This is a genomic window from Pantoea sp. X85 (assembly GCF_029623675.1).
Taxonomy (GTDB): Bacteria; Pseudomonadota; Gammaproteobacteria; order Enterobacterales; family Enterobacteriaceae; genus Pantoea; species Pantoea leporis.
The window spans coordinates 3,755,423-3,781,314 of record NZ_CP121108.1 but is presented as its reverse complement, the minus strand read 5'-3'; the positions used below and the strand labels follow the sequence as shown (position 1 = coordinate 3,781,314).

At 51.0% G+C, this 25,892-nt stretch carries 32 protein-coding genes, 3 tRNA genes and 4 rRNA genes; 32 read left to right on the top strand and 7 right to left on the bottom strand.

What is annotated here, in order from left to right; all coding sequences use genetic code 11:
• Positions 1 to 160 precede the first annotated feature (160 nt).
• The 20 genes from rplN to P6287_RS17475 all read left to right on the top strand — a co-directional run bounded on the left by rplN (position 161) and on the right by P6287_RS17475 (position 9,922).
• Positions 161 to 532, top strand: a complete 372-nt coding sequence (gene rplN / locus P6287_RS17570; RefSeq protein WP_006120590.1) for a 50S ribosomal protein L14 — start codon at positions 161 to 163, stop codon at positions 530 to 532.
• A gap of 10 nt (positions 533 to 542) precedes the next feature.
• Positions 543 to 857: a 50S ribosomal protein L24 gene (rplX, locus tag P6287_RS17565; RefSeq protein ID WP_007891664.1), complete on the top strand. Its 315-nt coding sequence runs from the start codon at positions 543 to 545 to the stop codon at positions 855 to 857.
• Positions 858 to 871: 14 nt separating this feature from the next.
• Positions 872 to 1,411 (top strand): 50S ribosomal protein L5, encoded by a 540-nt coding sequence (rplE, locus tag P6287_RS17560; RefSeq protein WP_007891665.1) that lies wholly within the window; start codon positions 872 to 874, stop codon positions 1,409 to 1,411.
• A gap of 14 nt (positions 1,412 to 1,425) precedes the next feature.
• The gene (gene rpsN / locus P6287_RS17555; RefSeq protein ID WP_007891666.1) at positions 1,426 to 1,731 is read left to right on the top strand and encodes a 30S ribosomal protein S14; all 306 of its coding nucleotides are present in this window, start codon (positions 1,426 to 1,428) and stop codon (positions 1,729 to 1,731) included.
• Positions 1,732 to 1,763: 32 nt separating this feature from the next.
• Positions 1,764 to 2,156, top strand: a complete 393-nt coding sequence (rpsH, locus tag P6287_RS17550; RefSeq protein ID WP_007891668.1) for a 30S ribosomal protein S8 — start codon at positions 1,764 to 1,766, stop codon at positions 2,154 to 2,156.
• Positions 2,157 to 2,169: 13 nt separating this feature from the next.
• Positions 2,170 to 2,703 (top strand): 50S ribosomal protein L6, encoded by a 534-nt coding sequence (rplF, locus tag P6287_RS17545; protein WP_008104735.1) that lies wholly within the window; start codon positions 2,170 to 2,172, stop codon positions 2,701 to 2,703.
• 9 nt (positions 2,704 to 2,712) lie between these two features.
• Entirely contained in the window at positions 2,713 to 3,066 is a 354-nt protein-coding gene (rplR, locus tag P6287_RS17540) for a 50S ribosomal protein L18 (protein ID WP_008104733.1), read from the top strand.
• Between the two features lie 14 nt (positions 3,067 to 3,080).
• Positions 3,081 to 3,581, top strand: coding sequence for a 30S ribosomal protein S5 (gene rpsE, locus P6287_RS17535; protein ID WP_007891679.1), 501 nt, complete (start codon positions 3,081 to 3,083; stop codon positions 3,579 to 3,581).
• A 5-nt stretch (positions 3,582 to 3,586) separates the two neighbouring features.
• Positions 3,587 to 3,766 carry a 50S ribosomal protein L30 gene (gene rpmD / locus P6287_RS17530; RefSeq protein ID WP_007891681.1) on the top strand — a complete coding sequence of 60 codons (180 nt, stop codon included), beginning with the start codon at positions 3,587 to 3,589 and terminating at the stop codon, positions 3,764 to 3,766.
• A gap of 3 nt (positions 3,767 to 3,769) precedes the next feature.
• Entirely contained in the window at positions 3,770 to 4,204 is a 435-nt protein-coding gene (rplO, locus tag P6287_RS17525; RefSeq protein ID WP_007891684.1) for a 50S ribosomal protein L15, read from the top strand.
• A 7-nt stretch (positions 4,205 to 4,211) separates the two neighbouring features.
• Positions 4,212 to 5,543: a preprotein translocase subunit SecY gene (secY, locus tag P6287_RS17520; RefSeq protein ID WP_007891686.1), complete on the top strand. Its 1,332-nt coding sequence runs from the start codon at positions 4,212 to 4,214 to the stop codon at positions 5,541 to 5,543.
• Positions 5,544 to 5,575: 32 nt separating this feature from the next.
• Positions 5,576 to 5,692, top strand: coding sequence for a 50S ribosomal protein L36 (gene rpmJ / locus P6287_RS17515; protein ID WP_004160566.1), 117 nt, complete (start codon positions 5,576 to 5,578; stop codon positions 5,690 to 5,692).
• 146 nt (positions 5,693 to 5,838) lie between these two features.
• Positions 5,839 to 6,195 carry a 30S ribosomal protein S13 gene (gene rpsM, locus P6287_RS17510; RefSeq protein ID WP_034830736.1) on the top strand — a complete coding sequence of 119 codons (357 nt, stop codon included), beginning with the start codon at positions 5,839 to 5,841 and terminating at the stop codon, positions 6,193 to 6,195.
• A 16-nt stretch (positions 6,196 to 6,211) separates the two neighbouring features.
• Positions 6,212 to 6,601 (top strand): 30S ribosomal protein S11, encoded by a 390-nt coding sequence (rpsK, locus tag P6287_RS17505; protein ID WP_004160563.1) that lies wholly within the window; start codon positions 6,212 to 6,214, stop codon positions 6,599 to 6,601.
• Between the two features lie 32 nt (positions 6,602 to 6,633).
• Positions 6,634 to 7,254 (top strand): 30S ribosomal protein S4, encoded by a 621-nt coding sequence (rpsD, locus tag P6287_RS17500; protein WP_007891687.1) that lies wholly within the window; start codon positions 6,634 to 6,636, stop codon positions 7,252 to 7,254.
• 25 nt (positions 7,255 to 7,279) lie between these two features.
• Entirely contained in the window at positions 7,280 to 8,269 is a 990-nt protein-coding gene (gene rpoA / locus P6287_RS17495; RefSeq protein ID WP_007891688.1) for a DNA-directed RNA polymerase subunit alpha, read from the top strand.
• A 40-nt stretch (positions 8,270 to 8,309) separates the two neighbouring features.
• On the top strand, positions 8,310 to 8,696 hold the full coding sequence (rplQ, locus tag P6287_RS17490) for a 50S ribosomal protein L17 (RefSeq protein ID WP_008104728.1): 387 nt from the start codon (positions 8,310 to 8,312) through the stop codon (positions 8,694 to 8,696).
• A gap of 113 nt (positions 8,697 to 8,809) precedes the next feature.
• Positions 8,810 to 9,181: a DUF1992 domain-containing protein gene (locus P6287_RS17485; protein WP_192414889.1), complete on the top strand. Its 372-nt coding sequence runs from the start codon at positions 8,810 to 8,812 to the stop codon at positions 9,179 to 9,181.
• A 1-nt stretch (position 9,182) separates the two neighbouring features.
• Positions 9,183 to 9,620 (top strand): Zn(2+)-responsive transcriptional regulator, encoded by a 438-nt coding sequence (gene zntR / locus P6287_RS17480; protein ID WP_101762568.1) that lies wholly within the window; start codon positions 9,183 to 9,185, stop codon positions 9,618 to 9,620.
• A 50-nt stretch (positions 9,621 to 9,670) separates the two neighbouring features.
• On the top strand, positions 9,671 to 9,922 hold the full coding sequence (locus P6287_RS17475; RefSeq protein WP_110867593.1) for a ribosome alternative rescue factor ArfA: 252 nt from the start codon (positions 9,671 to 9,673) through the stop codon (positions 9,920 to 9,922).
• On the opposite strand, the gene mscL is transcribed toward P6287_RS17475, so the two are convergent.
• The 5 genes from mscL to def form a co-directional block, all read right to left on the bottom strand.
• Positions 9,907 to 10,320, bottom strand: coding sequence for a large-conductance mechanosensitive channel protein MscL (gene mscL / locus P6287_RS17470; protein WP_007891693.1), 414 nt, complete (start codon positions 10,318 to 10,320; stop codon positions 9,907 to 9,909). The two genes, P6287_RS17475 and mscL, sit on opposite strands and share 16 nt — an antisense overlap.
• Positions 10,321 to 10,430: 110 nt before the next feature.
• Entirely contained in the window at positions 10,431 to 11,807 is a 1,377-nt protein-coding gene (trkA, locus tag P6287_RS17465) for a Trk system potassium transporter TrkA (RefSeq protein ID WP_007891694.1), read from the bottom strand.
• Positions 11,808 to 11,838: 31 nt separating this feature from the next.
• On the bottom strand, positions 11,839 to 13,125 hold the full coding sequence (rsmB, locus tag P6287_RS17460; protein WP_277974165.1) for a 16S rRNA (cytosine(967)-C(5))-methyltransferase RsmB: 1,287 nt from the start codon (positions 13,123 to 13,125) through the stop codon (positions 11,839 to 11,841).
• A gap of 45 nt (positions 13,126 to 13,170) precedes the next feature.
• Positions 13,171 to 14,115 (bottom strand): methionyl-tRNA formyltransferase, encoded by a 945-nt coding sequence (gene fmt / locus P6287_RS17455; protein WP_277974164.1) that lies wholly within the window; start codon positions 14,113 to 14,115, stop codon positions 13,171 to 13,173.
• Positions 14,116 to 14,136: 21 nt separating this feature from the next.
• Positions 14,137 to 14,649 carry a peptide deformylase gene (def, locus tag P6287_RS17450; protein WP_008104717.1) on the bottom strand — a complete coding sequence of 171 codons (513 nt, stop codon included), beginning with the start codon at positions 14,647 to 14,649 and terminating at the stop codon, positions 14,137 to 14,139.
• 115 nt (positions 14,650 to 14,764) lie between these two features.
• Here def and dprA point away from each other — a divergent pair, with 115 nt between their 5' ends.
• From dprA to aroE, 5 genes are read left to right on the top strand one after another with little or no spacing between them, the layout of a single operon-like run.
• On the top strand, positions 14,765 to 15,889 hold the full coding sequence (gene dprA, locus P6287_RS17445) for a DNA-protecting protein DprA (RefSeq protein WP_110867590.1): 1,125 nt from the start codon (positions 14,765 to 14,767) through the stop codon (positions 15,887 to 15,889).
• Positions 15,861 to 16,334 (top strand): DUF494 family protein Smg, encoded by a 474-nt coding sequence (smg, locus tag P6287_RS17440; RefSeq protein ID WP_007891699.1) that lies wholly within the window; start codon positions 15,861 to 15,863, stop codon positions 16,332 to 16,334. The genes dprA and smg overlap by 29 nt, the downstream gene beginning before the upstream one ends.
• Positions 16,335 to 16,361: 27 nt before the next feature.
• Complete coding sequence (locus P6287_RS17435) at positions 16,362 to 16,916, top strand: type I DNA topoisomerase (RefSeq protein WP_192414903.1); 555 nt, start codon at positions 16,362 to 16,364, stop codon at positions 16,914 to 16,916.
• A complete protein-coding gene (tsaC, locus tag P6287_RS17430; RefSeq protein WP_192414906.1) occupies positions 16,913 to 17,488 on the top strand; it encodes an L-threonylcarbamoyladenylate synthase type 1 TsaC in 576 nt (191 codons plus the stop codon). The genes P6287_RS17435 and tsaC overlap by 4 nt, the downstream gene beginning before the upstream one ends.
• A 3-nt stretch (positions 17,489 to 17,491) precedes the next feature.
• A complete protein-coding gene (gene aroE, locus P6287_RS17425) occupies positions 17,492 to 18,313 on the top strand; it encodes a shikimate dehydrogenase (RefSeq protein WP_277974163.1) in 822 nt (273 codons plus the stop codon).
• 9 nt (positions 18,314 to 18,322) lie between these two features.
• On the opposite strand, the gene P6287_RS17420 is transcribed toward aroE, so the two are convergent.
• Positions 18,323 to 18,877 carry a gamma carbonic anhydrase family protein gene (locus tag P6287_RS17420; protein ID WP_137386627.1) on the bottom strand — a complete coding sequence of 185 codons (555 nt, stop codon included), beginning with the start codon at positions 18,875 to 18,877 and terminating at the stop codon, positions 18,323 to 18,325.
• A 492-nt stretch (positions 18,878 to 19,369) separates the two neighbouring features.
• On the opposite strand from P6287_RS17420, the gene P6287_RS17415 reads away from it, so the two are divergent.
• From P6287_RS17415 to rrf (P6287_RS17385), 7 genes are all read left to right on the top strand, one after another.
• Positions 19,370 to 20,910, top strand: a 16S ribosomal RNA gene (locus P6287_RS17415).
• Positions 20,911 to 20,983: 73 nt separating this feature from the next.
• Positions 20,984 to 21,060 (top strand) — tRNA-Ile (locus P6287_RS17410).
• Positions 21,061 to 21,203: 143 nt separating this feature from the next.
• Positions 21,204 to 21,279: transfer RNA gene (locus P6287_RS17405), tRNA-Ala, on the top strand.
• A 202-nt stretch (positions 21,280 to 21,481) separates the two neighbouring features.
• Positions 21,482 to 24,388: ribosomal RNA gene (locus P6287_RS17400) — 23S ribosomal RNA — on the top strand.
• Positions 24,389 to 24,613: 225 nt separating this feature from the next.
• Positions 24,614 to 24,729, top strand: a 5S ribosomal RNA gene (gene rrf / locus P6287_RS17395).
• 15 nt (positions 24,730 to 24,744) lie between these two features.
• Positions 24,745 to 24,820, top strand: a tRNA-Thr gene (locus P6287_RS17390).
• Positions 24,821 to 24,856: 36 nt separating this feature from the next.
• Positions 24,857 to 24,972, top strand: a 5S ribosomal RNA gene (gene rrf / locus P6287_RS17385).
• The 16S, 23S and 5S rRNA genes sit together here with 3 tRNA genes alongside, the layout of an rRNA operon.
• Positions 24,973 to 25,127: 155 nt before the next feature.
• Here the strand turns inward: rrf (P6287_RS17385) and P6287_RS17380 are convergent.
• Complete coding sequence (locus tag P6287_RS17380) at positions 25,128 to 25,889, bottom strand: amino acid ABC transporter ATP-binding protein (RefSeq protein WP_061720213.1); 762 nt, start codon at positions 25,887 to 25,889, stop codon at positions 25,128 to 25,130.
• Positions 25,890 to 25,892 lie beyond the last annotated feature (3 nt).

Sequence of the window (25,892 nt, the reverse complement as noted above, 5' to 3'; positions counted from 1 at the left end):
TTTCCTCTAAAAAATAAAACGAACGGCTCGTCTGAGCCGTTCGTTTTTTCTACCCATGTGCGAGAACCGGTGTTATAATGCCGCGCCCTCAATTATGGGGCTTTTTAACGACCTGAGGTTTGGGTCCCGAAGTAGTAGTTGACATTAGCGGAGCACTAAAATGATCCAAGAACAGACTATGCTGAACGTCGCCGACAACTCCGGTGCACGTCGCGTAATGTGTATCAAGGTTCTGGGTGGCTCGCACCGTCGCTACGCAGGCGTCGGCGATATCATCAAAGTGACCATCAAGGAAGCAATTCCTCGTGGCAAGGTGAAAAAAGGTGATGTCCTGAAAGCGGTAGTGGTGCGCACCAGGAAGGGTGTTCGTCGCCCGGACGGTTCTGTCATTCGCTTCGATGGTAATGCATGCGTTATTTTAAACAATAACAGCGAGCAACCTATCGGTACGCGTATTTTTGGGCCGGTAACTCGTGAACTTCGTACTGAAAAGTTCATGAAAATTATCTCTCTGGCACCAGAAGTACTCTAAGGAGCGAGCAATGGCAGCGAAAATCCGTCGTAACGACGAAGTTATCGTGCTTACCGGCAAAGACAAAGGTAAACGCGGTAAAGTAAAGAACGTCCTGACTTCTGGTAAAGTCATCGTTGAAGGTATCAACCTGGTTAAGAAACATCAGAAGCCGGTTCCGGCCCTGAACCAGCCAGGTGGCATCGTTGAAAAAGAAGCGGCTATTCAAGCTTCCAACGTTGCACTCTTCAATGCGGCAACCGGCAAGGCTGACCGTGTAGGCTTTAGATTCGAAGACGGCAAAAAAGTCCGTTTCTTCAAGTCTAATAGCGAAACTATCAAGTAATTTGGAGTAGTACGATGGCGAAACTGCATGATTACTACAAAGACGAAGTAGTCCAGAAACTCATGACAGAGTTCGGCTACAATTCTGTCATGCAAGTCCCTCGGGTCGAGAAGATCACCCTGAACATGGGTGTTGGTGAAGCGATCGCTGACAAGAAACTGCTGGATAACGCAGCAGCTGACCTGGCAGCAATCTCCGGTCAAAAACCGCTGATCACCAAAGCACGCAAATCAGTTGCAGGCTTCAAAATCCGTCAGGGCTATCCGATCGGCTGTAAAGTAACTCTGCGCGGTGAGCGTATGTGGGAGTTCTTTGAGCGTCTGATCACTATTGCTGTACCACGTATTCGTGACTTCCGCGGTTTATCTGCTAAGTCGTTCGACGGTCGTGGTAACTACAGCATGGGCGTTCGTGAGCAGATCATCTTCCCAGAAATCGATTATGACAAAGTCGATCGCGTTCGTGGTTTGGATATTACCATTACCACTACTGCGAAATCTGATGATGAAGGCCGTGCTCTGCTGGCTGCCTTTGAATTCCCATTCCGCAAGTAAGGTAGGGTTACTTAATGGCTAAGCAATCGATGAAAGCACGCGAAGTTAAGCGTGTGAAATTAGCAGACAAGTTCTTCGCTAAGCGCGTTGAACTGAAAGCGATCATTTCTGATGTGAACGCATCCGACGAAGATCGTTGGGATGCCGTTCTCAAGCTGCAGAGTCTGCCGCGTGATTCCAGCCCTTCCCGTCAGCGTAACCGCTGCCGTCAGACAGGTCGTCCGCACGGTTTCTTGCGGAAGTTTGGGTTGAGCCGTATCAAGGTCCGTGAAGCCGCAATGCGCGGTGAAATCCCGGGTCTTAAAAAGGCTAGCTGGTAATTGTCACCATTTGAATCACGGGAGTAACACAGATGAGCATGCAAGATCCGATCGCGGATATGCTGACCCGTATCCGTAACGGTCAGGCCGCGAACAAAGTTGCGGTCTCTATGCCTTCCTCCAAGCTGAAAGTGGCAATTGCCAACGTGCTGAAGGAAGAAGGCTATATTGAAGATTTTAAAATCGAAGGCGATATCAAGTCTGAACTGGAAGTTACTTTAAAGTATTTCCAGGGCAAGGCTGTGGTAGAGAGCATTCAGCGTGTTAGTCGTCCAGGTCTGCGCATCTATAAGAAAAAAGATGAGCTGCCAAAAGTAATGGCTGGTCTGGGCATCGCTGTAATCTCTACCTCTAAAGGTGTCATGACTGATCGTGCAGCGCGCCAAGCTGGTCTTGGTGGCGAAATTATCTGCTACGTAGCGTAATCGGAGGAATAAAATGTCTCGTGTTGCAAAAGCACCTGTCGTTGTTCCTGCGGGCGTAGAGGTAAAACTCAGCGGTCAGGAAGTTTCGATCAAAGGCAAAAACGGCGAGCTGACTCGTACTATCAACAGTGCTGTAGAAGTTAAGCATGCAGACAACGCCCTGACTTTCGCTCCACGCGAAGGTTATGCGGATGGTTGGGCACAAGCAGGTACTGCTCGTGCGCTGCTGAACGGCATGGTTATCGGTGTTACCGAAGGCTTCACCAAGAAGCTGCAACTGGTTGGTGTTGGTTATCGTGCAGCTGTTAAAGGCAACTCTGTGAGCTTGGCCCTTGGCTTCTCTCACCCTGTTGACCATGCACTGCCGGCCGGCATCACTGCTGAATGTCCAACTCAGACTGAGATCGTGCTGAAAGGCGCTGATAAACAGCTGATTGGTCAGGTTGCAGCTGATCTGCGCGCCTACCGTCGTCCTGAGCCTTATAAAGGCAAGGGTGTTCGTTACGCCGACGAAGTCGTGCGTACCAAAGAGGCTAAGAAGAAGTAAGGTAACACTATGGATAAGAAATCTGCTCGTATCCGTCGTGCGACCCGTGCACGTCGCAAGCTCAAAGAGCTGGGTGCTACTCGCCTGGTGGTACATCGTACCCCGCGTCATATCTACGCACAGGTGATCGCCCCGAACGGTTCCGAAGTTCTGGTTGCTGCTTCTACTGTAGAAAAAGCTATTGCCGAACAACTGAAGTATACCGGTAACAAAGACGCCGCTGCAGCTGTAGGTAAAGCTCTGGCTGAGCGCGCTGTTGAGAAAGGCATTACTAATGTCTCTTTCGACCGTTCCGGGTTCCAATATCATGGTCGTGTCCAGGCACTGGCAGATGCTGCCCGTGAAGCTGGCCTTCAGTTCTAAGGTAGAGGTCTAAGATGTCAAACATCGAGAAACAAGCTGGCGAACTGCAGGAAAAACTGATCGCGGTAAACCGTGTATCTAAAACTGTAAAAGGTGGTCGTATTTTCTCCTTCACCGCACTGACTGTAGTGGGTGATGGTAACGGCCGCGTTGGTTTTGGTTACGGTAAAGCGCGTGAAGTTCCAGCAGCGATCCAGAAAGCGATGGAGAAAGCCCGTCGCAATATGATTAACGTCGCGCTGACTCACGGCACCCTGCAGCACCCTGTTAAAGGTGCTCACACAGGTTCTCGTGTGTTCATGCAGCCAGCTTCTGAAGGTACCGGTATCATCGCCGGCGGTGCAATGCGCGCCGTTTTAGAAGTTGCTGGAGTACATAACGTTCTGGCTAAAGCGTATGGTTCTACCAACCCGATTAACGTGGTTCGTGCAACTATTGATGGCCTGGGCAATATGAATTCTCCGGAAATGGTCGCTGCCAAGCGTGGTAAATCCGTTGAAGAAATTCTGGGGTAATCACGATGGCTAAGACAATTAAAATTACACAAACCCGCAGTTCAATCGGCCGCCTGCCTAAGCACAAAGCGACTCTGGTTGGCTTGGGTCTGCGTCGCATCAATCACACCGTTGAGCGTGAAGATACGCCTGCTGTACGCGGTATGATTAACGCGATTTCCTACATGCTGAAAGTGGAGGAGTAAGAGATGCGTTTAAACACTCTGTCTCCGGCCGAAGGGTCTAAACACGCTTCTAAGCGTCTGGGTCGTGGTATCGGTTCTGGCCTCGGTAAAACCGGTGGTCGTGGTCACAAAGGTCAGAACTCTCGTTCTGGCGGTGGCGTACGTCGCGGTTTCGAGGGTGGTCAGATGCCTCTGTACCGTCGTCTGCCGAAATTCGGTTTCACCTCTCGCAAAGCAATGATCACGACAGAAGTTCGTCTGTCTGATCTGGCGAAAGTTGAAGGCGGTATTGTTGACCTGAATACGCTGAAAGCGGCCAATATTATCGGTGTTCAGATTGAATTCGCGAAAGTGATTCTTTCTGGTGAAGTTTCTGCACCGGTAACGGTTCGCGGTCTGCGTGTCACCAAAGGTGCTCGTGCTGCAATCGAAGCTGCTGGCGGTAAAATCGAGGAATAAGTAGCAGATGGCAAAGCAACCGGGATTAGATTTTCAAAGTGCCAAAGGTGGCTTTGGTGAACTGAAGCGCAGACTGTTGTTTGTAATCGGTGCACTCATTGTCTTCCGAATTGGCTCTTTTATTCCAATCCCCGGTATCGATGCCACTGTACTTGCCAAACTGCTTGAGCAACAGCGTGGCACCATCATTGAAATGTTCAACATGTTCTCTGGTGGTGCTCTCAGTCGTGCCTCAATCTTCGCTCTGGGTATTATGCCGTATATTTCGGCCTCCATTATTATCCAGCTGCTGACGGTGGTTCATCCAGCGTTAGCTGAGATTAAGAAAGAGGGTGAAGCTGGTCGTCGTAAGATTAGCCAGTACACTCGCTACGGTACACTGGTTCTGGCTGTATTCCAGTCGATCGGTATTGCTACCGGTTTACCGAATATGCCTGGAATGCAGGGGCTGGTAATGAATCCAGGCTTTGCATTCTACTTTACCGCTGTTGTAAGTCTGGTTACTGGGACAATGTTCCTGATGTGGCTGGGCGAACAGATTACTGAACGAGGTATCGGTAACGGTATCTCGATCATTATCTTCGCAGGTATTGTTGCGGGACTCCCGCCGGCCATTGGCCATACCATCGAGCAAGCGCGGCAAGGTGACCTGCACTTCCTTCTGTTGCTGTTGGTTGCAGTTCTAGTATTTGCAGTGACGTTCTTTGTTATTTTCGTCGAGCGTGGCCAGCGCCGCATTGTGGTCAACTACGCTAAACGTCAGCAAGGCCGTCGTGTATATGCTGCACAGAGCACACATTTACCGTTGAAAGTGAATATGGCGGGCGTAATCCCAGCTATTTTTGCTTCCAGCATTATTCTGTTCCCGGCGACCATAGCATCATGGTTCGGGGGCGGTACCGGTTGGAACTGGCTGACAACAATTTCGCTGTATTTGCAACCAGGACAGCCGCTTTATGTGCTACTCTATGCGACTGCAATCATCTTCTTCTGTTTCTTCTACACGGCGTTGGTCTTCAACCCACGTGAAACAGCAGATAACCTGAAGAAGTCTGGTGCATTCGTACCGGGAATTCGTCCGGGAGAGCAAACGGCGAAGTACATCGATAAAGTAATGACACGTCTGACCTTAATCGGCGCACTGTATATTACTTTTATCTGCCTGATCCCGGAGTTCATGCGTGATGCTATGAAAGTTCCATTCTACTTTGGCGGCACATCGCTGCTCATCGTAGTGGTCGTCATCATGGACTTTATGGCTCAAGTGCAAACTCTGATGATGTCGAGTCAGTACGAGTCTGCATTGAAGAAAGCTAACCTGAAGGGCTACGGCCGTTAATTCGGGTGCTTGAGAAGTTACGGAGAGTAAAAATGAAAGTTCGTGCTTCCGTCAAGAAATTATGTCGTAACTGCAAAATCATTCGCCGCGACGGTGTCGTACGTGTGATCTGCAGCGCCGAGCCAAAGCATAAACAGCGCCAAGGCTGATATTGTCACATATTTTTCTTGCAAAGTCGGGTTGAGCTGGCTAGATTAGCCAGCCAATCTTTTGTATGTCGATGCGTTACCATTTGAGTATCCTGAAAACGGGCTTTTCAGCATGGGACGCATTTGTTTAATTATAGGAGTGCATAGTGGCCCGTATAGCAGGCATTAACATTCCTGATCAAAAACATACCGTTATCGCATTAACTTCGATTTTCGGTATCGGTAAAACTCGTTCTAAAGCCATCTGCGCTTCAACGGGTATTGCTGAAAATGTTAAGATCAGAGAGCTGTCTGAAGAACAAATTGAACAGCTGCGTGAAGCAGTTGGTAAATTCGTTGTTGAAGGTGATCTGCGCCGTGAAATCACCCTGAGCATCAAGCGTCTGATGGACCTTGGTTGCTATCGTGGTTTACGCCATCGTCGTGGTCTGCCAGTTCGCGGTCAGCGTACTAAGACCAATGCACGTACCCGTAAGGGTCCGCGTAAACCGATCAAGAAATAATCGGGGTGAGTAAATAATGGCAAAGGCACCAGTTCGTGCACGCAAGCGTGTAAGAAAACAAGTCTCAGATGGCGTGGCTCATGTCCATGCATCTTTTAACAACACCATCGTTACAATTACTGATCGTCAGGGTAACGCACTGGGTTGGGCAACCGCCGGTGGTTCCGGTTTCCGCGGTTCACGTAAATCTACTCCGTTTGCTGCTCAGGTAGCTGCAGAGCGCTGTGCAGAAGCAGTGAAAGATTACGGTATTAAGAATCTGGAAGTTATGGTTAAGGGTCCGGGTCCAGGACGCGAATCAACAATTCGTGCTCTGAACGCTGCTGGTTTCCGCATCACTAATATTACTGATGTGACTCCAATCCCTCACAACGGTTGTCGTCCGCCGAAAAAACGTCGCGTTTAATCGCCCGTTTTTAGGTTAGTTGGAGAAAGAAAATGGCAAGATATTTGGGTCCTAAGCTCAAGCTGAGCCGTCGTGAGGGTACCGACTTATTCCTTAAGTCTGGCGTTCGCGCGATCGATACCAAGTGCAAAATTGAACAACCACCTGGTCAGCATGGTGCGCGTAAACCGCGTCTGTCTGACTACGGCGGCCAGTTGCGTGAAAAGCAGAAAGTTCGTCGTATGTACGGCGTGCTGGAGCGTCAGTTCCGCAACTACTATAAAGAAGCAGCACGTCTGAAAGGCAACACAGGTGAAAACCTGCTGGCCCTGCTGGAAGGCCGTCTGGATAACGTTGTTTACCGTATGGGCTTTGGCGCCACTCGTGCAGAAGCACGTCAGCTGGTTAGCCATAAATCTATCCTGGTGAACGGTCGCGTTGTTAACATCGCTTCTTATCAGGTATCTCCGAATGATGTCGTAAGCATCCGTGAGAAAGCCAAACAGCAATCTCGCGTGAAGGCCGCTCTGGAGCTGGCTGAGCAGCGTGAAAAGCCAACCTGGCTGGAAGTTGATGCTACTAAGATGGAAGGTGTGTTCAAGCGTATTCCTGAACGTACTGATCTGTCTGCGGACATTAACGAACACCTGATCGTCGAGCTTTACTCTAAGTAAAGCTTAGTACCAAAGAGAGGACACAATGCAGGGTTCTGTGACAGAGTTTCTAAAACCGCGCCTGGTAGATATCGAGCAAGTGAGTTCGACGCACGCCAAGGTGACCCTTGAGCCGTTAGAGCGTGGCTTTGGCCATACTCTTGGCAACGCACTGCGCCGTATTCTGCTTTCTTCCATGCCGGGTTGCGCGGTGACCGAGGTTGAGATTGATGGTGTGCTTCATGAGTACTCCACCAAAGAGGGCGTACAGGAAGATATCCTGGAAATCCTGCTTAACCTGAAAGGGTTGGCGGTAAGAGTTCAAGGTAAAGATGAAGTCATCCTTACTCTGAATAAATCTGGCATTGGCCCTGTGACTGCAGCCGACATCACCCACGACGGTGATGTTGAAATCGTCAAGCCGCAGCATGTGATCTGCCACCTGACCGATGAAAACGCATCTATTAGCATGCGTATCAAAGTTCAGCGTGGTCGTGGTTATGTGCCGGCTTCTGCCCGAATTCATTCGGAAGAAGATGAGCGCCCAATCGGCCGTCTGTTGGTTGACGCTTGCTACAGCCCTGTAGACCGTATTGCCTACAATGTTGAAGCAGCGCGTGTAGAACAGCGTACCGACCTGGACAAGCTGGTCATCGAAATGGAAACCAACGGCACAATCGATCCTGAAGAGGCGATTCGTCGTGCGGCAACCATCCTGGCAGAACAACTGGAAGCTTTCGTTGACTTACGTGATGTACGTCAGCCGGAAGTAAAAGAAGAGAAACCAGAATTCGATCCGATCCTGCTGCGCCCTGTTGACGATCTGGAATTGACTGTCCGCTCTGCTAACTGCCTCAAGGCAGAAGCTATCCACTACATCGGTGATCTGGTACAGCGTACCGAGGTTGAGCTGCTTAAAACGCCTAACCTGGGTAAAAAATCTCTTACCGAGATTAAAGATGTGCTTGCTTCACGTGGTTTGTCTCTGGGCATGCGCCTGGAAAACTGGCCACCAGCAAGCATTGCTGATGAATAAACCGATCACAGGTTAAGGTTTCACTGAGAAGGATAAGGTCATGCGCCATCGTAAGAGTGGTCGTCAACTGAACCGCAACAGCAGCCATCGTCAGGCTATGTTCCGCAACATGGCTGGTTCTCTGGTTCGTCATGAGATCATTAAGACGACTCTGCCGAAAGCCAAAGAGCTGCGCCGCGTAGTTGAGCCGCTGATTACTCTTGCCAAGACCGACAGCGTAGCTAATCGTCGTCTGGCATTCGCCCGCACTCGTGATAACGAGATCGTGGCAAAACTGTTTAACGAGCTGGGCCCGCGTTTCGCGAGCCGTGCCGGTGGTTACACTCGCATTTTGAAGTGTGGCTTCCGTGCTGGTGACAACGCTCCGATGGCTTACATCGAGCTGGTTGATCGTCCAGAAGCTCAAGCAGAAGCTACTGCAGAGTAATTTGCAGTATCGTAAAAAACCCGCTTCGGCGGGTTTTTTATTGTCCGTAATTCCTTTCCATTTACTCACCTTTCGCTATGCTGATGGCTGATACACCCATCAGGAATTCCCTTATGTGGCTAATTGATCAACTTGTAGAGCAACATATACGTGAAGCTCAGGAAAAGGGTGAACTGAGTAATTTGCCGGGCGAAGGTGCACCTTTACAGCTAGATGATGACAGCGGAGTGCCTGTTGAACTGCGCACGGCATATCGGCTGTTGAAAAACTCTGGTTACTTACCTCCGGAACTTGAATTGCGTCGAGAAGCATTGGCGATAAACGATCTGCTACGCGAACTGGATCCTGACGATGGCAAGGCGCGAGAACTGTCGAAACGCTTAGCTTTGCTAGAAATAAAACTCCAGCAAGCCGGAATCAGTACCGAATTTTTGCGCGGCGAGTATAGCGATAACATCCATCATCATTTGCAGCGGGAGAAATAGCATGTATCGGATTGGCCAGCTGGCAAAAATGGCGGATGTGACGCCAGACACCATCCGCTTTTATGAAAAACAGCAGATGATGAATCATGAGGTACGCACTGAGGGCGGTTTTCGTCTTTATAGCGACGATGATTTACAGCGGCTGCGTTTTATTCGTTATGGTCGCCAACTCGGCTTTAGCTTAGAGTCAATCCGTGGTTTATTGTCGATCCGCATCGATCCTGAACATCATACTTGCCAGGAATCCAAAGCCATTGTGGCGAAAAGATTGGATGAAGTGAATGGCATGATTGCCGAACTACAGACGATTCAACGTTCATTGCATCGTTTAGCTGAAACCTGCTGCGGCGACATACATAGCAGCGCTTGCTGTTCAATACTTGAAGCTCTGGAGAGAGGTGAGGAGCCGCAGCCTGAAATTTGTTGTAGTAAGGATTGAATTTTGCGCTGGAAGGAATATAGTTGCGCCGTTAATAACCGGAGGACGAGATGACTCGCTATCAGCACCAAAAAGGTAAAATCAACGATAATGCACTGGAAGCATTATTACATGATCCACTGTTTAGGCAGCGCATTGAGAAGAATCAGAAAGGAAAGGGCAGCTATCAACGTAAAGACAAACATGGCAAAGGACGTAACTGGGAGGCCAGTGATAAGCAGAAAAGTTTATCACTGGCCTTCTTCTTTAAAGACAAAAAAGCCGCCTTACGTGGGCGGCTTTTTTATTATAATTTATCGTGATTTTGTTGTTTTAACAGGTCACGGATTTCAGTGAGCAGTAACTCTTCATTCGTCGGCTTAGGTGCCGCTTTCTCAACTTCTTTTTTCTGATACAGCTTGTTCATTACTTTAATTGCCAGGAATATCGCGAAGGCAACAATAACGAAATCGAACACGGTCTGAATAAAGTTACCGTACTCCATTACCACAGCAGGAATATCACCTTCTGCCGGTTTTAATATCCATTTAAACTGTTTGAAATCGACGCCACCAATCAGCAAGCCAAGTGGCGGCATGATGATATTGGCGACCAGTGAAGAAACAATCTTACCAAAAGCGGCACCGATGATGACACCTACCGCCAGATCAACCACGTTCCCGCGCATTGCAAAATCACGAAACTCTTTGAATAAACTCATTGTTATCTCCTTGCCTTGGCCAATGGCTAAAGTCTAACAAACCTTTGTGCAATTGCCATTAGAACAATGGATTAAGCGAAATTTTCACGGCGGGCTTTCGCCCGCAGCTTTTACAGGAAGAATGGACTTGGCTGGAACAGGCGCTCAACATCGGGCACAAACTTCTTATCCGTCAGGAACATAATTACGTGATCGCCCTGTTCGACGCGCACGTTATCATTGGCGATGATCACCTCATCACCGCGCACCACAGCACCGATAATGGTTCCCGGCGGCAACTTAATATCTTCTATCAAACGCCCAACCACGCGTGAGGTGGTTTCATCGCCGTGTGCGATCGCTTCGATTGCTTCTGCAATACCGCGACGCAGTGAGGACACGCCCACGATATCGGCTTTACGTACGTGACTTAGCAGCGCCGAGATCGTGGCTTGTTGCGGCGAGATCGCAATGTCGATCACGCTACCTTGAACAAGATCGACGTAGGCCCGGCGCTGGATCAGCACCATTACTTTTTTCGCACCCATTTTCTTAGCCAGCATGGCCGACATAATATTGGCTTCATCGTCGTTAGTGACCGCGATGAAGAGATCCACCTGATCGACATGCTCTTCGGCCAGCAATTCCTGATCCGAGGCATCACCGTAAAACACGATAGTATCGTGCAAACGTTCTGCCAGTTCTGCCGCGCGTTGTTGATTACGTTCGATCAACTTCACGCTGTACTGTTTTTCCAGGCGCTGCGCCAATCCAAAGCCGATATTGCCGCCGCCAACTAACATGATGCGCTTATACGGTTTTTCCAGACGCTGCATTTCACTCATCACCGCGCGGATGTGTTGGCTCGCGGCAATAAAGAACACTTCATCGCCGGCTTCCACAATCGTAGAACCCTGGGGACGAATGGGACGATCCTGACGAAAAATCGCCGCGACTCGCGTATCAATATGCGGCATATGTTCACGCATGATCGACAAAGGATTCCCGACCAGCGGTCCGCCATAATAGGCTTTAACCACAGCGAGGCTCACTTTGCCTTCGGCAAAATTCACTACCTGAAGTGCGCCAGGATACTGAATCAGGCGGTAGATATTGTCGATGACCAACTGCTCAGGAGAGATCAGATGATCAATTGGTACGGCTTCAGGTACAAACAGCTTCTCAGCATCGCGTAAGTATTCAGCGGCGCGAATACGCGCGATACGATTGGGCGTATTGAAAAGGGAATACGCAATCTGACAAGCCACCATGTTAGTTTCATCGGAGTTGGTTACCGCCACCAGCATATCTGCATCTTCAGCACCGGCTTCACGCAAAATACGCGGATGTGATCCGTGACCATGCACGACGCGCAGATCAAATTTGTCCTGCAATACGCGTAAACGCGTCGCATCGCTATCGACGACGGTGATATCGTTATTTTCCCCGACCAGATTTTCTGCCAGGGTTCCGCCGACCTGGCCGGCGCCGAGGATAATGATTTTCATGGCTTAGATGCTCTTGTCAGTGTGCGCAGCACTATTTTTTCATCAGCTTAGCGTAGAAGAAGCCGTCGCCGCCATCGATGGTCGGGAAAACCTGCCAGCCATTATCCTGGCCCTGTGGCAACGTCTCGGCCACGGCGTCGCTGTGCGCTGCCAAAAAGGCGCTGATTTGATTGTGATTCTCTTCCGGCAATATTGAGCAGGTGGCATATATCATCGTGCCGCCAGATTTTAGACGCGGCCAGACGGCCTCAAGTATTTCGCGCTGTAGATTCGCCAGCTCAGGAATATCACGATCGCGACGTAGCCACTTGATGTCTGGATGGCGGCGAATAACGCCCGTGGCAGAGCAGGGCGCATCGAGCAGGATACGATCAAACTGCATATCACCACACCATTCTGCCGGTGTACGACCATCGCCCTGACGCACTTCGGCCTGCATGCCCAGGCGCTGTAAGTTCTCATGCACACGGAGCAGGCGTTGCGGGTCAACATCGACGGCTAAGACTTTGGCTTGCGGGGCGATTTCAAGGATATGCGTGGTTTTACCACCTGGAGCAGCACAGAGATCGAGAATAGTTTCCCCATTTTTTGGCTCAAGCAGCAGTGCGCAACGTTGTGCAGAAAGATCCTGCACCGTCACCCAACCTTGATCGAAACACGGCAGCTGGCTGACTGGAGCGGGTGATTCCAGTCGCAATGCATCTTGTGCATCGCCAGGAAAAGCAACTTTCTCTTCTGCCTGCAATAGCGCCAGCCAGGCATCGCGACTGTGATACTGGCGATTGACGCGCAGCCACATCGGCGGTCGCTGATTGTTAGCTTCAACAATCTGTTGCCACTGTTCTGGCCATGCCGCTTGCAGACGTTTCAGCAACCAGCCTGGATGCCAGTAACGTTGCGAGCCCTGATCGACTTCGGCTAACAGCGCTTCTTGCTGGCGCAGGAACTGGCGCAACACGCCATTTAACAGGCCTTTTAAAGCCGTGCGCTTCAGCACTTCAGCACCCGCCACGGTTTCTGCCAGTGCCGCATGGGCCGGCACGCGGGTATATAGCAGCTGATAGAGGCCAACCATCAACAGATAATGCAACACGCGCTGCTTACCGGTTAAGGTGCGCTCCATCAGTTTGCCGATTAAGGCTTCTAGCTGCGGCAGCGTGCGCATCACGCCAAAACAGAGTTCTTGCAGCAGCGCGCCATCTTTATCGGATAGGTTCTTTTGCGCGCCTGGCAAAATGGCACTTAGCGATTCACCTTTGTCCACAACGCGTTCAATGAGTTGCGCGGCCAGGCTGCGCAAGTTGGTAGCTTTTTTCATGTTATTTCATCAAACAAAAAGCCCGGTCAAACCGGGCTTGGAGGATCAGGCCAGAACGGTTCCAGGTACGAACCATTCGCGGCGCGAATTGAGCAGGTCCTGAGCGGACATGGCTTTTTTACCGGCAGGTTGCAGCGATACCAGATTCAGCACACCATCGGCCGTTGCGATCTGAATGCCTTGTTTATCTGCAAGGACGATTTCACCGGGTTGCTTGTTCTGATGCGGCAAAACCGTTGCCTGCCAGACTTTTACCGGTTGCTCTTCAATCATGAAATAGCTCATTGGCCATGGATTGAAGGCACGAATACAACGTTCCAACTGCGCTGCGGAAAGTGACCAATCGAGACGTGCTTCTTCTTTGCTCAGTTTCTCGGCATAAGAGACAAGCGCTTCATCCTGGACTTCTGGCCTGGCATTACCGCTTGCCAGCAGATCCAGCGTTAACAGCATGCCTTGCGGGCCGAGTTGCGCCAGCTTCTCATACAGCGACGCGCTGGTGTCTTCAGCCGTAATTGGGCAGGAGAGTTTATGCAGCATGTCGCCGGTATCGAGGCCAACATCCATCTGCATAATGGTGACACCGGTTTCGGTATCGCCAGCCCAGAGAGAGCGTTGGATGGGTGCAGCACCGCGCCAGCGTGGCAGCAGCGAACCATGCACATTAATACAACCCAGGCGCGGCATCGCCAGCACGGCTTTTGGCAGGATCAAGCCATAAGCGACCACCACCATGATATCGGCCTGCAGATCGTCAACCAGATGCTGGTTCTCTTCAGGCTTCAGGGATTTCGGCTGAAATACCGGAATATCGTGCGCCTGTGCCAGGACTTTGACCGGGCTTGACGTAAGCTTATTGCCGCGTCCGGCTGGACGATCGGGCTGGGTAAAGACGCCAACAACCTGATGCTCAGAAGCAAGTAGCGCGTCTAAATGACGCGCTGCAAAGTCAGGTGTACCGGCAAAGATAATTTTGAGCGGTGCAGACACAGTTTAACCTTCAATGAGCACTTAATCTTCGCGTGCGTTTAGGCGGGCCAATTTTTCCAGTTTCTGTTTGATACGCTGACGTTTCAGTGGCGACAGATAATCAATGAAAAGTTTGCCATCGAGATGATCGATTTCATGCTGGATGCAAATCGCCAGCAGACCGTCGGTTTCCAGCTCGAAGCTTTTGCCGTCACGATCCTGCGCACGCACTTTGACCCACTCTGCGCGCGGCACAAAAGCACGTTGCTCAGGAATGGAAAGGCAGCCTTCTTCAATACCGGTTTCACCGCTTTTTTCCAGCAGTTCCGGATTAATCAGCACCAAACGCTCGTCACGGTTTTCAGAAACATCAATAACAATGATGCGCTGATGAATATCGACTTGGGTCGCCGCTAAGCCAATACCTTCTTCGGCGTACATGGTTTCAAACATGTCGTCGACAATACGCTGCACGTCTGCGTTTACGGTTGCCACCGGCGCAGCGATTTTGCGAAGGCGATCATCAGGGAAATGTAATACCTGCAAAACTGACATAAATATCCAGATCTGTATGCGTTGAAGAAAAGATTACTGCCTCATATTGTAGACTTTTTGATGTCTGATTGACAGCATTGCACCGCATGATAGCGCGGCTGACAGGGAGTGCAGCATGGAGAGAATTGAATGGATGCTCAGGCTGGCAAATGTGAAAGGCTTAAGCTCTGGAGTTGTCAGACATTTAGCTGAGGCATTGCAGGATAATGCTCAGGTTGATGACGATCTTTTACTGGATCAGGGATTAAACGAAACCCAGCGACAACAGTTTAAAGAGCTTTGTCCACGCCAGTTAGCACGAACACATCTATGGCTGGAGGATGAACAGCATCATGTAGTTACCTGTATCGACGAACATTATCCCTCGGCGTTAGCGGAAATCAGTCGACGTCCCTCATTGCTGTATGTCGCGGGAAATATGGACATCTTGCAGACGCCCCAACTCGGTGTCGTGGGCAGCCGTCACTGCACGCATTATGGTAAGCAATGGGGAAGCTGGTTTACGCAGCAATTAGCGCTAAGTGGATTGACCATCACCAGCGGCCTTGCACGCGGAATCGATGGCGTGGCGCATCGGGCCGCGTTAGAAGTGCAGGGCAAGACCGTTGCAGTATTAGGCAGCGGTCTGCAGCATATCTACCCTAAAAGTCATCAAGCGTTAGCACGTGAGATCATCGCTGGCGGTGGGGCACTGATCTCGGAATTCCCCCTTGATACGGCACCGCATGCGGTTAACTTTCCGCGGCGTAATCGCATCATCAGTGGTTTAAGTCTTGGCGTACTGGTAGTTGAAGCCACGTTAAAAAGCGGTTCGCTGGTGACGGCACGCTACGCTTTGGAACAAAATCGTAACGTTTATGCATTACCCGGCGCGCTAGGCAATCCGGGTAGTGAAGGTACGCACTGGCTTATCCAGCAAGGCGCGCTGCTGGTGGCGCATCCTAACAATATCCTTGAAGATTTACATTCAACGCTGCAATGGTTGCCTGATAGCAGTTCAGAAACAATATATTCACAACACAGTGACGATGTGCCATTGCCATTTGCAACTGTGTTGGCTAACGTAGGTGATGAGGTTACACCTGTTGACGTCGTCGCTGAACGTGCCGGCCAACCTGTGCCAGTTATCGCAGCTCACCTGCTGGAGCTGGAGTTAGCAGGATGGATCGCAGCTGTACCCGGCGGCTATGTCCGATTGAGGAGGGCATGCCATGTTCGACGTACTTATGTACTTGTTTGAGACGTATATCCACAACGAAGCTGAAATGCGCGTTGATCAGGATAAATTGACCGATGATTTAACCGATGCCGGTTTTCATCGTGAAGATATCTACAATGCGTTGAATTGGCTTGAGCGGTTAGCGGATTATCAGGAAGGCTTAGTTGCGCCAGTACTCATGGCAAACGATCCGCTCTCAATGCGAATCTATACCGAAGAGGAAAACCAGCGCTTAGATGCAGAATGTCGCGGTTTTATTTTGTTCCTGGAACAGGTCCAGGTGCTGAATATGGAAACGCGCGAGATGGTCATCGAACGTGTAATGGCCCTTGATACCCTCGAATTCGATCTTGAAGATCTCAAATGGGTGGTGTTGATGGTGCTATTTAACATCCCAGGATGTGAAAACGCCTATCAGCAAATGGAAGAACTGTTATTCGACGTCAATGAAGGTATGCTGCATTAATAATTTGCGATTGATGCAACCGGTAATATGAGTAAATCAGCACTATTTTCCGTGCCTAAACACGATCTCTGCCCCGCTTGCGGGGCAGAATTAGTCATACGTTCCGGCAAACACGGCCCTTTTCTGGGGTGTGTAAATTATCCAACCTGCGATTACATTCGCCCGCTGAAAAGTCAGGGAGATGGGCACGTTGTTAAAGTGCTGGAAGGCCATGCATGCCCTCAGTGTGGCGCAGACAAAGTTCTGCGTCAGGGGCGATTTGGCATGTTCGTGGGTTGCAGTCACTACCCGGAATGTGATTACACCGAAACCATCGACAAGCCTGATGAAACAGCTATCGCCTGTCCGCAATGTCAGAGCGGTAAACTGGTACAGCGGCGCTCGCGCTATGGCAAAACCTTCTACTCTTGCGATCGTTATCCAGATTGCCAGTTTGTCCTTAACGCAGCGCCGGTCGAAGGCGTTTGCCCGCATTGCCAGTTCCCTTTATTAATAGAGAAGAAAACCGCACAAGGCATGAAGCGCTTCTGCGCCAGCAAACGCTGCGGTAAGCCCATCGTCCAGGACGCATCATCATCATGAAGCCAAGCCAGTATTCAGCGGGTAGTCTCGATTTTTGCATTGAGAGGCTACAGCAACAGGAAGTTATCGCCTATCCAACCGAAGCCGTATTTGGATTGGGCTGCGATCCCGACAGCGAGAATGCCGTAATGGCGCTTTTGGCGCTCAAGCAGCGTCCAGTCGAGAAGGGACTCATTTTGATTGCAGCCGATTACGCGCAGCTGGAACCTTATATCGCCGACCGTGAACTCTCTGTGCTGCAGCGCGAGCGTATGTTTGCCAGTTGGCCTGGCCCGGTAACCTATGTAGTGCCAGCTTCGCCACATACGCCGCGTTGGTTAACGGGGCGTTTTGACTCACTGGCCATTCGCGTTAGCGATCATCCGGACGTACAGGCTTTGTGTCGCGGTTTTGGTAAACCTCTGGTTTCGACCAGCGCCAATCTTTCCGGCGAACCACCTTGTCGTAATGTGGAAGAGGTTGCTGAGCAATTTGGTCCGCAGTTCCCAGTCTTACATGCTGAAACGGGTGGGCGACTGAATCCTTCTGAAATCCGCGACGTTATTAGCGGTGAACTTATTCGTCAGGGCTAACGCATGGAAAATTTTGCCGTTTTTGGTCACCCAATTGCGCATAGCAAATCTCCTTTCATTCATAGCTTGTTCGCTGAGCAAACCGGCATTGAGCATCAATATGGCAAGGAGTGCGCGCCACTTGAGGGTTTTCCTCAGTCGATCGCCGATTTTTTTGCGCATGGCGGCAAAGGTGCCAATGTCACGCTGCCTTTTAAACAGCAGGCGTGGGAATTTGCCGATGAGCTTAGCGAGCGTGCGGCATTGTCTGGTGCGGTTAATACGTTAAAGAAAGATGCGCAGGGCAAGATCTTCGGCGATAACACCGATGGCATCGGCTTGCTCAGCGATCTGGAACGACTGCAGATGATCCATCCAGGCGATCGAATTCTGCTGGTGGGCGCCGGTGGTGCTGCGCGTGGCGTAATCCTGCCGCTGCTTTCATTCGGATGTTCGCTGGTGGTAGTGAATCGCACCGTGGCACGCGCCGAGCAGCTGGCAGAGATTTTCCAGCATAGCGGGGATATCAAAGCGGCCAGCTTTGAGCAATTAGTGGATCAGCAATTTAATCTGATCATTAATGCGACCTCGAGCGGTGTTGATGGCAAAGTTCCGGCGTTAGCCACATCGCTAATTAATGCGCAAACGCGTTGTTATGACATGTTTTATCAACAAGGTTTGACGCCATTCTTACTGTGGTGCCAGCAGCAGGGCGCGCAGCAGCTGGCGGATGGTATTGGCATGTTAGTAGGGCAAGCCGCTCACGCTTTCCATTTATGGCATGGCGTGATGCCAGAGATCACGCCAGTGATAGCCAAACTAAAGCAGTCGATGCAGCAGGAATAAAATTGGCGATCAGGAATGAGATTGGCTTTCCTGAGAGAGATATTCATTCTTCCAACCGACATAGTTATTGGATGAGTAAAGCAGCCCGGCGATTTCCGCTTCACTGAGTGGGCGGACCTGCTTAACCGGGCTGCCTAAATACAGGTAGCCACTTTCCAGTCGTTTACCTGGCGGCACCAAACTGCCAGCGCCAATCATCACATCATCTTCAACGATCACGCCGTCCAGCAGAATGGATCCCATTCCAACCAGTACGCGATTGCCGATAGTACAGCCGTGCAGCATCGCTTTATGCCCTACCGTGACATCTTCGCCAACAATCAGCGGATAACCTTCCGGATTGCTGCTGGACTTGTGAGTGACGTGCAGTACGCTGCCATCCTGAATATTGCTTCTTTTGCCTATCACCACTTTATTGACGTCACCACGAATCGCAACCAGCGGCCAGATGCTAACGTCATCGTCGAGTTGTACTTCACCCACCACCACGCTGCTGTTATCGATCATCACGCGATCGCCTTGTTGCGGGAAATGGTTCTTATAAGGTCGTAGGGCTGTGGACATGATCTTCTCCTTTTACGTTTTTACCCAAGCCTGCGGCTTAAAAGGCGGATAAACAAGATGATTTTTGAGCGGATCGCTCGCGATCGCAGCGAAAAGAGTGAAAACTCGCCAGTCGATTAAAAAGATCGAAAAAAGGGGTTGTGCAAAAAATTCGGATCCCTATAATGCGCCACCACTGAGACGGCAAAGCGGCAACGCAGACGGCTTGGCAGGGAGTGAAGAAATTCATCCCGCCGGATAAAAACGCTGAAAAAAGTGTTTGACTCCGAAGGAGAGTAGCGTAGTATACGCCACCTCGCGACAGACGGTTCAGCCGCTGTTCGCAACGCTCTTTAACAATTTATCAGACAATCTGTGTGGGCACTCGCAGGATTGATATCCGCGTCTCCGGACGCAAAAAAATATCAAAGCCTCACGAGTGAACACATAATGAAATTCATTATGACGTTTTACAGATGAGCATCGCTGAACTGGTTTCAGCAAATCAAACTTAAATTGAAGAGTTTGATCATGGCTCAGATTGAACGCTGGCGGCAGGCCTAACACATGCAAGTCGAACGGTAGCACAGAGAGCTTGCTCTCGGGTGACGAGTGGCGGACGGGTGAGTAATGTCTGGGAAACTGCCCGATGGAGGGGGATAACTACTGGAAACGGTAGCTAATACCGCATAACGTCGCAAGACCAAAGTGGGGGACCTTCGGGCCTCACACCATCGGATGTGCCCAGATGGGATTAGCTAGTAGGTGGGGTAATGGCTCACCTAGGCGACGATCCCTAGCTGGTCTGAGAGGATGACCAGCCACACTGGAACTGAGACACGGTCCAGACTCCTACGGGAGGCAGCAGTGGGGAATATTGCACAATGGGCGCAAGCCTGATGCAGCCATGCCGCGTGTATGAAGAAGGCCTTCGGGTTGTAAAGTACTTTCAGCGGGGAGGAAGGCGGTGAAGTTAATAGCTTCACCGATTGACGTTACCCGCAGAAGAAGCACCGGCTAACTCCGTGCCAGCAGCCGCGGTAATACGGAGGGTGCAAGCGTTAATCGGAATTACTGGGCGTAAAGCGCACGCAGGCGGTCTGTCAAGTCGGATGTGAAATCCCCGGGCTTAACCTGGGAACTGCATTCGAAACTGGCAGGCTGGAGTCTTGTAGAGGGGGGTAGAATTCCAGGTGTAGCGGTGAAATGCGTAGAGATCTGGAGGAATACCGGTGGCGAAGGCGGCCCCCTGGACAAAGACTGACGCTCAGGTGCGAAAGCGTGGGGAGCAAACAGGATTAGATACCCTGGTAGTCCACGCCGTAAACGATGTCGACTTGGAGGTTGTTCCCTTGAGGAGTGGCTTCCGGAGCTAACGCGTTAAGTCGACCGCCTGGGGAGTACGGCCGCAAGGTTAAAACTCAAATGAATTGACGGGGGCCCGCACAAGCGGTGGAGCATGTGGTTTAATTCGATGCAACGCGAAGAACCTTACCTACTCTTGACATCCAGAGAACTTAGCAGAGATGCTTTGGTGCCTTCGGGAACTCTGAGACAGGTGCTGCATGGCTGTCGTCAGCTCGTGTTGTGAAATGTTGGGTTAAGTCCCGCAACGAGCGCAACCCTTATCCTTTGTTGCCAGCGGTTCGGCCGGGAACTCAAAGGAGACTGCCAGTGATAAACTGGAGGAAGGTGGGGATGACGTCAAGTCATCATGGCCCTTACGAGTAGGGCTACACACGTGCTACAAGGCGCGCATACAAAGAGAAGCGACCTCGCGAGAGCAAGCGGACCTCATAAAGTGCGTCGTAGTCCGGATCGGAGTCTGCAACTCGACTCCGTGAAGTCGGAATCGCTAGTAATCGTAGATCAGAATGCTACGGTGAATACGTTCCCGGGCCTTGTACACACCGCCCGTCACACCATGGGAGTGGGTTGCAAAAGAAGTAGGTAGCTTAACCTTCGGGAGGGCGCTTACCACTTTGTGATTCATGACTGGGGTGAAGTCGTAACAAGGTAACCGTAGGGGAACCTGCGGTTGGATCACCTCCTTACCTGAAGATACTTTCCCGCGAAGTGCTCACACAGATTGTCTGATAGAAAGTAACGAGCAGAAAAAACCTCTACAGGCTTGTAGCTCAGGTGGTTAGAGCGCACCCCTGATAAGGGTGAGGTCGGTGGTTCAAGTCCACTCAGGCCTACCAAATTTCTTCTCATGCTGCGTTAAAGCGCCGCTCGTATAGTGAACTATACGTCGCGCCACTTTGCCTTGCCTGAAAAGAAATTACCGTTTGTCAAAAACGGAACTCCTGGTGAGTGGTAGTAGTGGTCTCTGCAGTAACTGTATGGGGCTATAGCTCAGCTGGGAGAGCGCCTGCCTTGCACGCAGGAGGTCAGCGGTTCGATCCCGCTTAGCTCCACCATTACAGTGACTCAAAACAATACTTCAGAGCAAACCGGAAACGGTGTGCTGCGAAGTATTATGCTCTTTAACAATCCGGAACAAGCTGAAAATTGAAACGACGTATCGTCTTCATTCTCCGTAATAAGAATGAAGCGGCGATATGTTCGAGTCTCTCAAATGCTTGCAGTCTGCGCGCGTTGCAAAACGCCTGTGGGTTGTGAGGTTAAGCGACTAAGCGTACACGGTGGATGCCCTGGCAGTCAGAGGCGATGAAGGACGTGCTAATCTGCGTAAAGCGTCGGTAAGGTGATATGAACCGCTACAGCCGACGATGTCCGAATGGGGAAACCCGGTGCACCCAGTGCATCATCGCAACATGAATACATAGTGTTGCGAGGCGAACCCGGGGAACTGAAACATCTAAGTACCCGGAGGAAAAGAAATCAACCGAGATTCCCCCAGTAGCGGCGAGCGAACGGGGAACAGCCCAGAACCTGAATCAGTTTGTGCGTTAGTGGAAGCGTCTGGAAAGTCGCACGATACCGGGTGATAGTCCCGTACACGAAAGTGCACAGATTGTGAGTTCGAAGAGTAGGGCGGGACACGTGGTATCCTGTCTGAATATGGGGGGACCATCCTCCAAGGCTAAATACTCCTGACTGACCGATAGTGAACCAGTACCGTGAGGGAAAGGCGAAAAGAACCCCGGCGAGGGGAGTGAAACAGAACCTGAAACCGTGTACGTACAAGCAGTGGGAGCCTCTTTAATGGGGTGACTGCGTACCTTTTGTATAATGGGTCAGCGACTTATATTCTGTAGCAAGGTTAACCGTATAGGGGAGCCGCAGGGAAACCGAGTCTTAACTGGGCGTTAAGTTGCAGGGTATAGACCCGAAACCCGGTGATCTAGCCATGGGCAGGTTGAAGGTTGGGTAACACTAACTGGAGGACCGAACCGACTAATGTTGAAAAATTAGCGGATGACTTGTGGCTGGGGGTGAAAGGCCAATCAAACCGGGAGATAGCTGGTTCTCCCCGAAAGCTATTTAGGTAGCGCCTCGTGAACTCATCTCCGGGGGTAGAGCACTGTTTCGGCTAGGGGGCCATCCCGGCTTACCAACCCGATGCAAACTGCGAATACCGGAGAATGTTATCACGGGAGACACACGGCGGGTGCTAACGTCCGTCGTGAAGAGGGAAACAACCCAGACCGCCAGCTAAGGTCCCAAAGTCATGGTTAAGTGGGAAACGATGTGGGAAGGCACAGACAGCCAGGATGTTGGCTTAGAAGCAGCCATCATTTAAAGAAAGCGTAATAGCTCACTGGTCGAGTCGGCCTGCGCGGAAGATGTAACGGGGCTAAACCATGCACCGAAGCTGCGGCAGCGACGCGTATGCGTTGTTGGGTAGGGGAGCGTTCTGTAAGCCGTTGAAGGTGTGCTGTGAGGCATGCTGGAGGTATCAGAAGTGCGAATGCTGACATAAGTAACGATAAAGCGGGTGAAAAGCCCGCTCGCCGGAAGACCAAGGGTTCCTGTTCAACGTTAATCGGAGCAGGGTGAGTCGACCCCTAAGGCGAGGCTGAAAAGCGTAGTCGATGGGAAGCAGGTTAATATTCCTGCACTTGGTGTTACTGCGAAGGGGGGACGGAGAAGGCTAGGTTATCCGGGCGACGGTTGTCCCGGTTTAAGCGTGTAGGCTGATACCTTTGGTAAATCCGGGGTATCTTAAGGCTGAGGCGTGACGACGAGCCACCACGGTGGTGAAGTAACTGATGCCCTGCTTCCAGGAAAAGCCTCTAAGCTCCAGGTAACACGAAATCGTACCCCAAACCGACACAGGTGGTCAGGTAGAGAATACCAAGGCGCTTGAGAGAACTCGGGTGAAGGAACTAGGCAAAATGGTGCCGTAACTTCGGGAGAAGGCACGCTGGCGCGTAGGTGAAGGGACTTGCTCCCCGAGCCGAAGCCAGTCGAAGATACCAGCTGGCTGCAACTGTTTATTAAAAACACAGCACTGTGCAAACACGAAAGTGGACGTATACGGTGTGACGCCTGCCCGGTGCCGGAAGGTTAATTGATGGGGTTATCCGCAAGGAGAAGCTCTTGATCGAAGCCCCGGTAAACGGCGGCCGTAACTATAACGGTCCTAAGGTAGCGAAATTCCTTGTCGGGTAAGTTCCGACCTGCACGAATGGCGTAATGATGGCCAGGCTGTCTCCACCCGAGACTCAGTGAAATTGAAATCGCTGTGAAGATGCAGTGTACCCGCGGCAAGACGGAAAGACCCCGTGAACCTTTACTATAGCTTGACACTGAACATTGAGCCTTGATGTGTAGGATAGGTGGGAGGCTTTGAAGCGTGGACGCCAGTCTGCGTGGAGCCAACCTTGAAATACCACCCTTTAATGTTTGATGTTCTAACGTAGGCCCGTAATCCGGGCTGCGGACAGTGTCTGGTGGGTAGTTTGACTGGGGCGGTCTCCTCCCAAAGAGTAACGGAGGAGCACGAAGGTTGGCTAATCCTGGTCGGACATCAGGAGGTTAGTGCAATGGCATAAGCCAGCTTGACTGCGAGAGTGACGGCTCGAGCAGGTGCGAAAGCAGGTCATAGTGATCCGGTGGTTCTGAATGGAAGGGCCATCGCTCAACGGATAAAAGGTACTCCGGGGATAACAGGCTGATACCGCCCAAGAGTTCATATCGACGGCGGTGTTTGGCACCTCGATGTCGGCTCATCACATCCTGGGGCTGAAGTAGGTCCCAAGGGTACGGCTGTTCGCCGTTTAAAGTGGTACGCGAGCTGGGTTTAGAACGTCGTGAGACAGTTCGGTCCCTATCTGCCGTGGGCGCTGGAGAATTGAGGGGGGTTGCTCCTAGTACGAGAGGACCGGAGTGAACGCACCACTGGTGTTCGGGTTGTCATGCCAATGGCACTGCCCGGTAGCTAAGTGCGGAAAAGATAAGTGCTGAAAGCATCTAAGCACGAAACTTGCCCCGAGATGAGTTCTCCCTGACTCCTTGAGAGTCCTGAAGGGACGTTGAAGACTACGACGTTGATAGGCCGGATGTGTAAGCGCAGCGATGCGTTGAGCTAACCGGTACTAATGACCCGTGAGGCTTAACCTTACAACGCCAGAGGCGTTTTGGTCTGAGAGACCGGATTTTCAGCTTGTTTTACCGGATAAAGAATACAGCTTTGTTCTGCGGACGTGAGTCCGAAGGATTTTGCGCTGAAGCAAGGCGGCAAGCGAGACGACGTGAAGGAGCATACTGAGGTATGTGACTGAGCGGCGCGAACGCAGCCAACGCGGCAGCAGCGTAAAAGACGCAGGACAGAGCACAAAGAATTTGCCTGGCGGCTTTAGCGCGGTGGTCCCACCTGACCCCATGCCGAACTCAGAAGTGAAACGCCGTAGCGCCGATGGTAGTGTGGGGCCTCCCCATGCGAGAGTAGGGAACTGCCAGGCATCAAATTAAAGTGTGCTGATATGGCTCAGTTGGTAGAGCGCACCCTTGGTAAGGGTGAGGTCCCCAGTTCGACTCTGGGTATCAGCACCAGTTTTAAAGCGTGAGTTCGGTAAATTACAGAATTTGCCTGGCGGCTTTAGCGCGGTGGTCCCACCTGACCCCATGCCGAACTCAGAAGTGAAACGCCGTAGCGCCGATGGTAGTGTGGGGTCTCCCCATGCGAGAGTAGGGAACTGCCAGGCATCAAACACAGAAGCCCTGAACGAAAGTTCAGGGCTTTTTTGTATGCATTGGAAACCTTCCGCTGCCGCTCACAAACCTAATCCAATTCAAATTGCAGTTATAAAAAAGCCCCTGCTTTTCAGCAGAGGCGTTTCTTAATCTAACTCACTGGATATCAATGAATAACCTGTGACAGAAACGCACGTGTACGTTCTGATTTCGGATTGGCAAAGAACTCCTGAGGTGGGGCTTCTTCCACAATTTCACCCCGATCCATGAAGATCACACGATCCGCCACCGTACGCGCAAATCCCATCTCATGGGTAACGCACAGCATGGTCATGCCATCTTCTGCCAGGCCAATCATCGTATCGAGTACTTCTTTAACCATCTCTGGATCGAGCGCGGAGGTTGGCTCATCAAACAGCATAATTTTCGGCTTCATACAGAGTGAACGGGCGATCGCCACACGCTGTTGCTGACCACCTGAAAGCTGGCCAGGAAATTTATGCGCATGCTCAGCAATGCGTACACGCTGAAGGTAATGCATGGCCAGCTCTTCTGCTTCTTTCTTTGGCATTTTGCGTACCCAAATCGGTGCCAGCGTACAGTTTTGCAAAACGGTAAGATGCGGGAAAAGATTAAAGTGCTGGAAAACCATGCCGACTTCGGTTCTAACTCGTTCAATATTACGCACATCGTGATTGAGATGGATGCCATCCACCACGATGCGTCCTTGCTGATGTTCTTCGAGGTGATTGATACAACGAATAGTGGTCGATTTACCCGAACCGGACGGTCCGCACAGTACGATACGTTCGCGTGGTTTTACTTTTAAATTGATGTCTTTCAATACATGGAACTGACCGTACCATTTGTTAACGTTTTCGAGTGTAATCATCATGGCATCAGCCGCATTAGTCATAGTTTGTGTCATGTT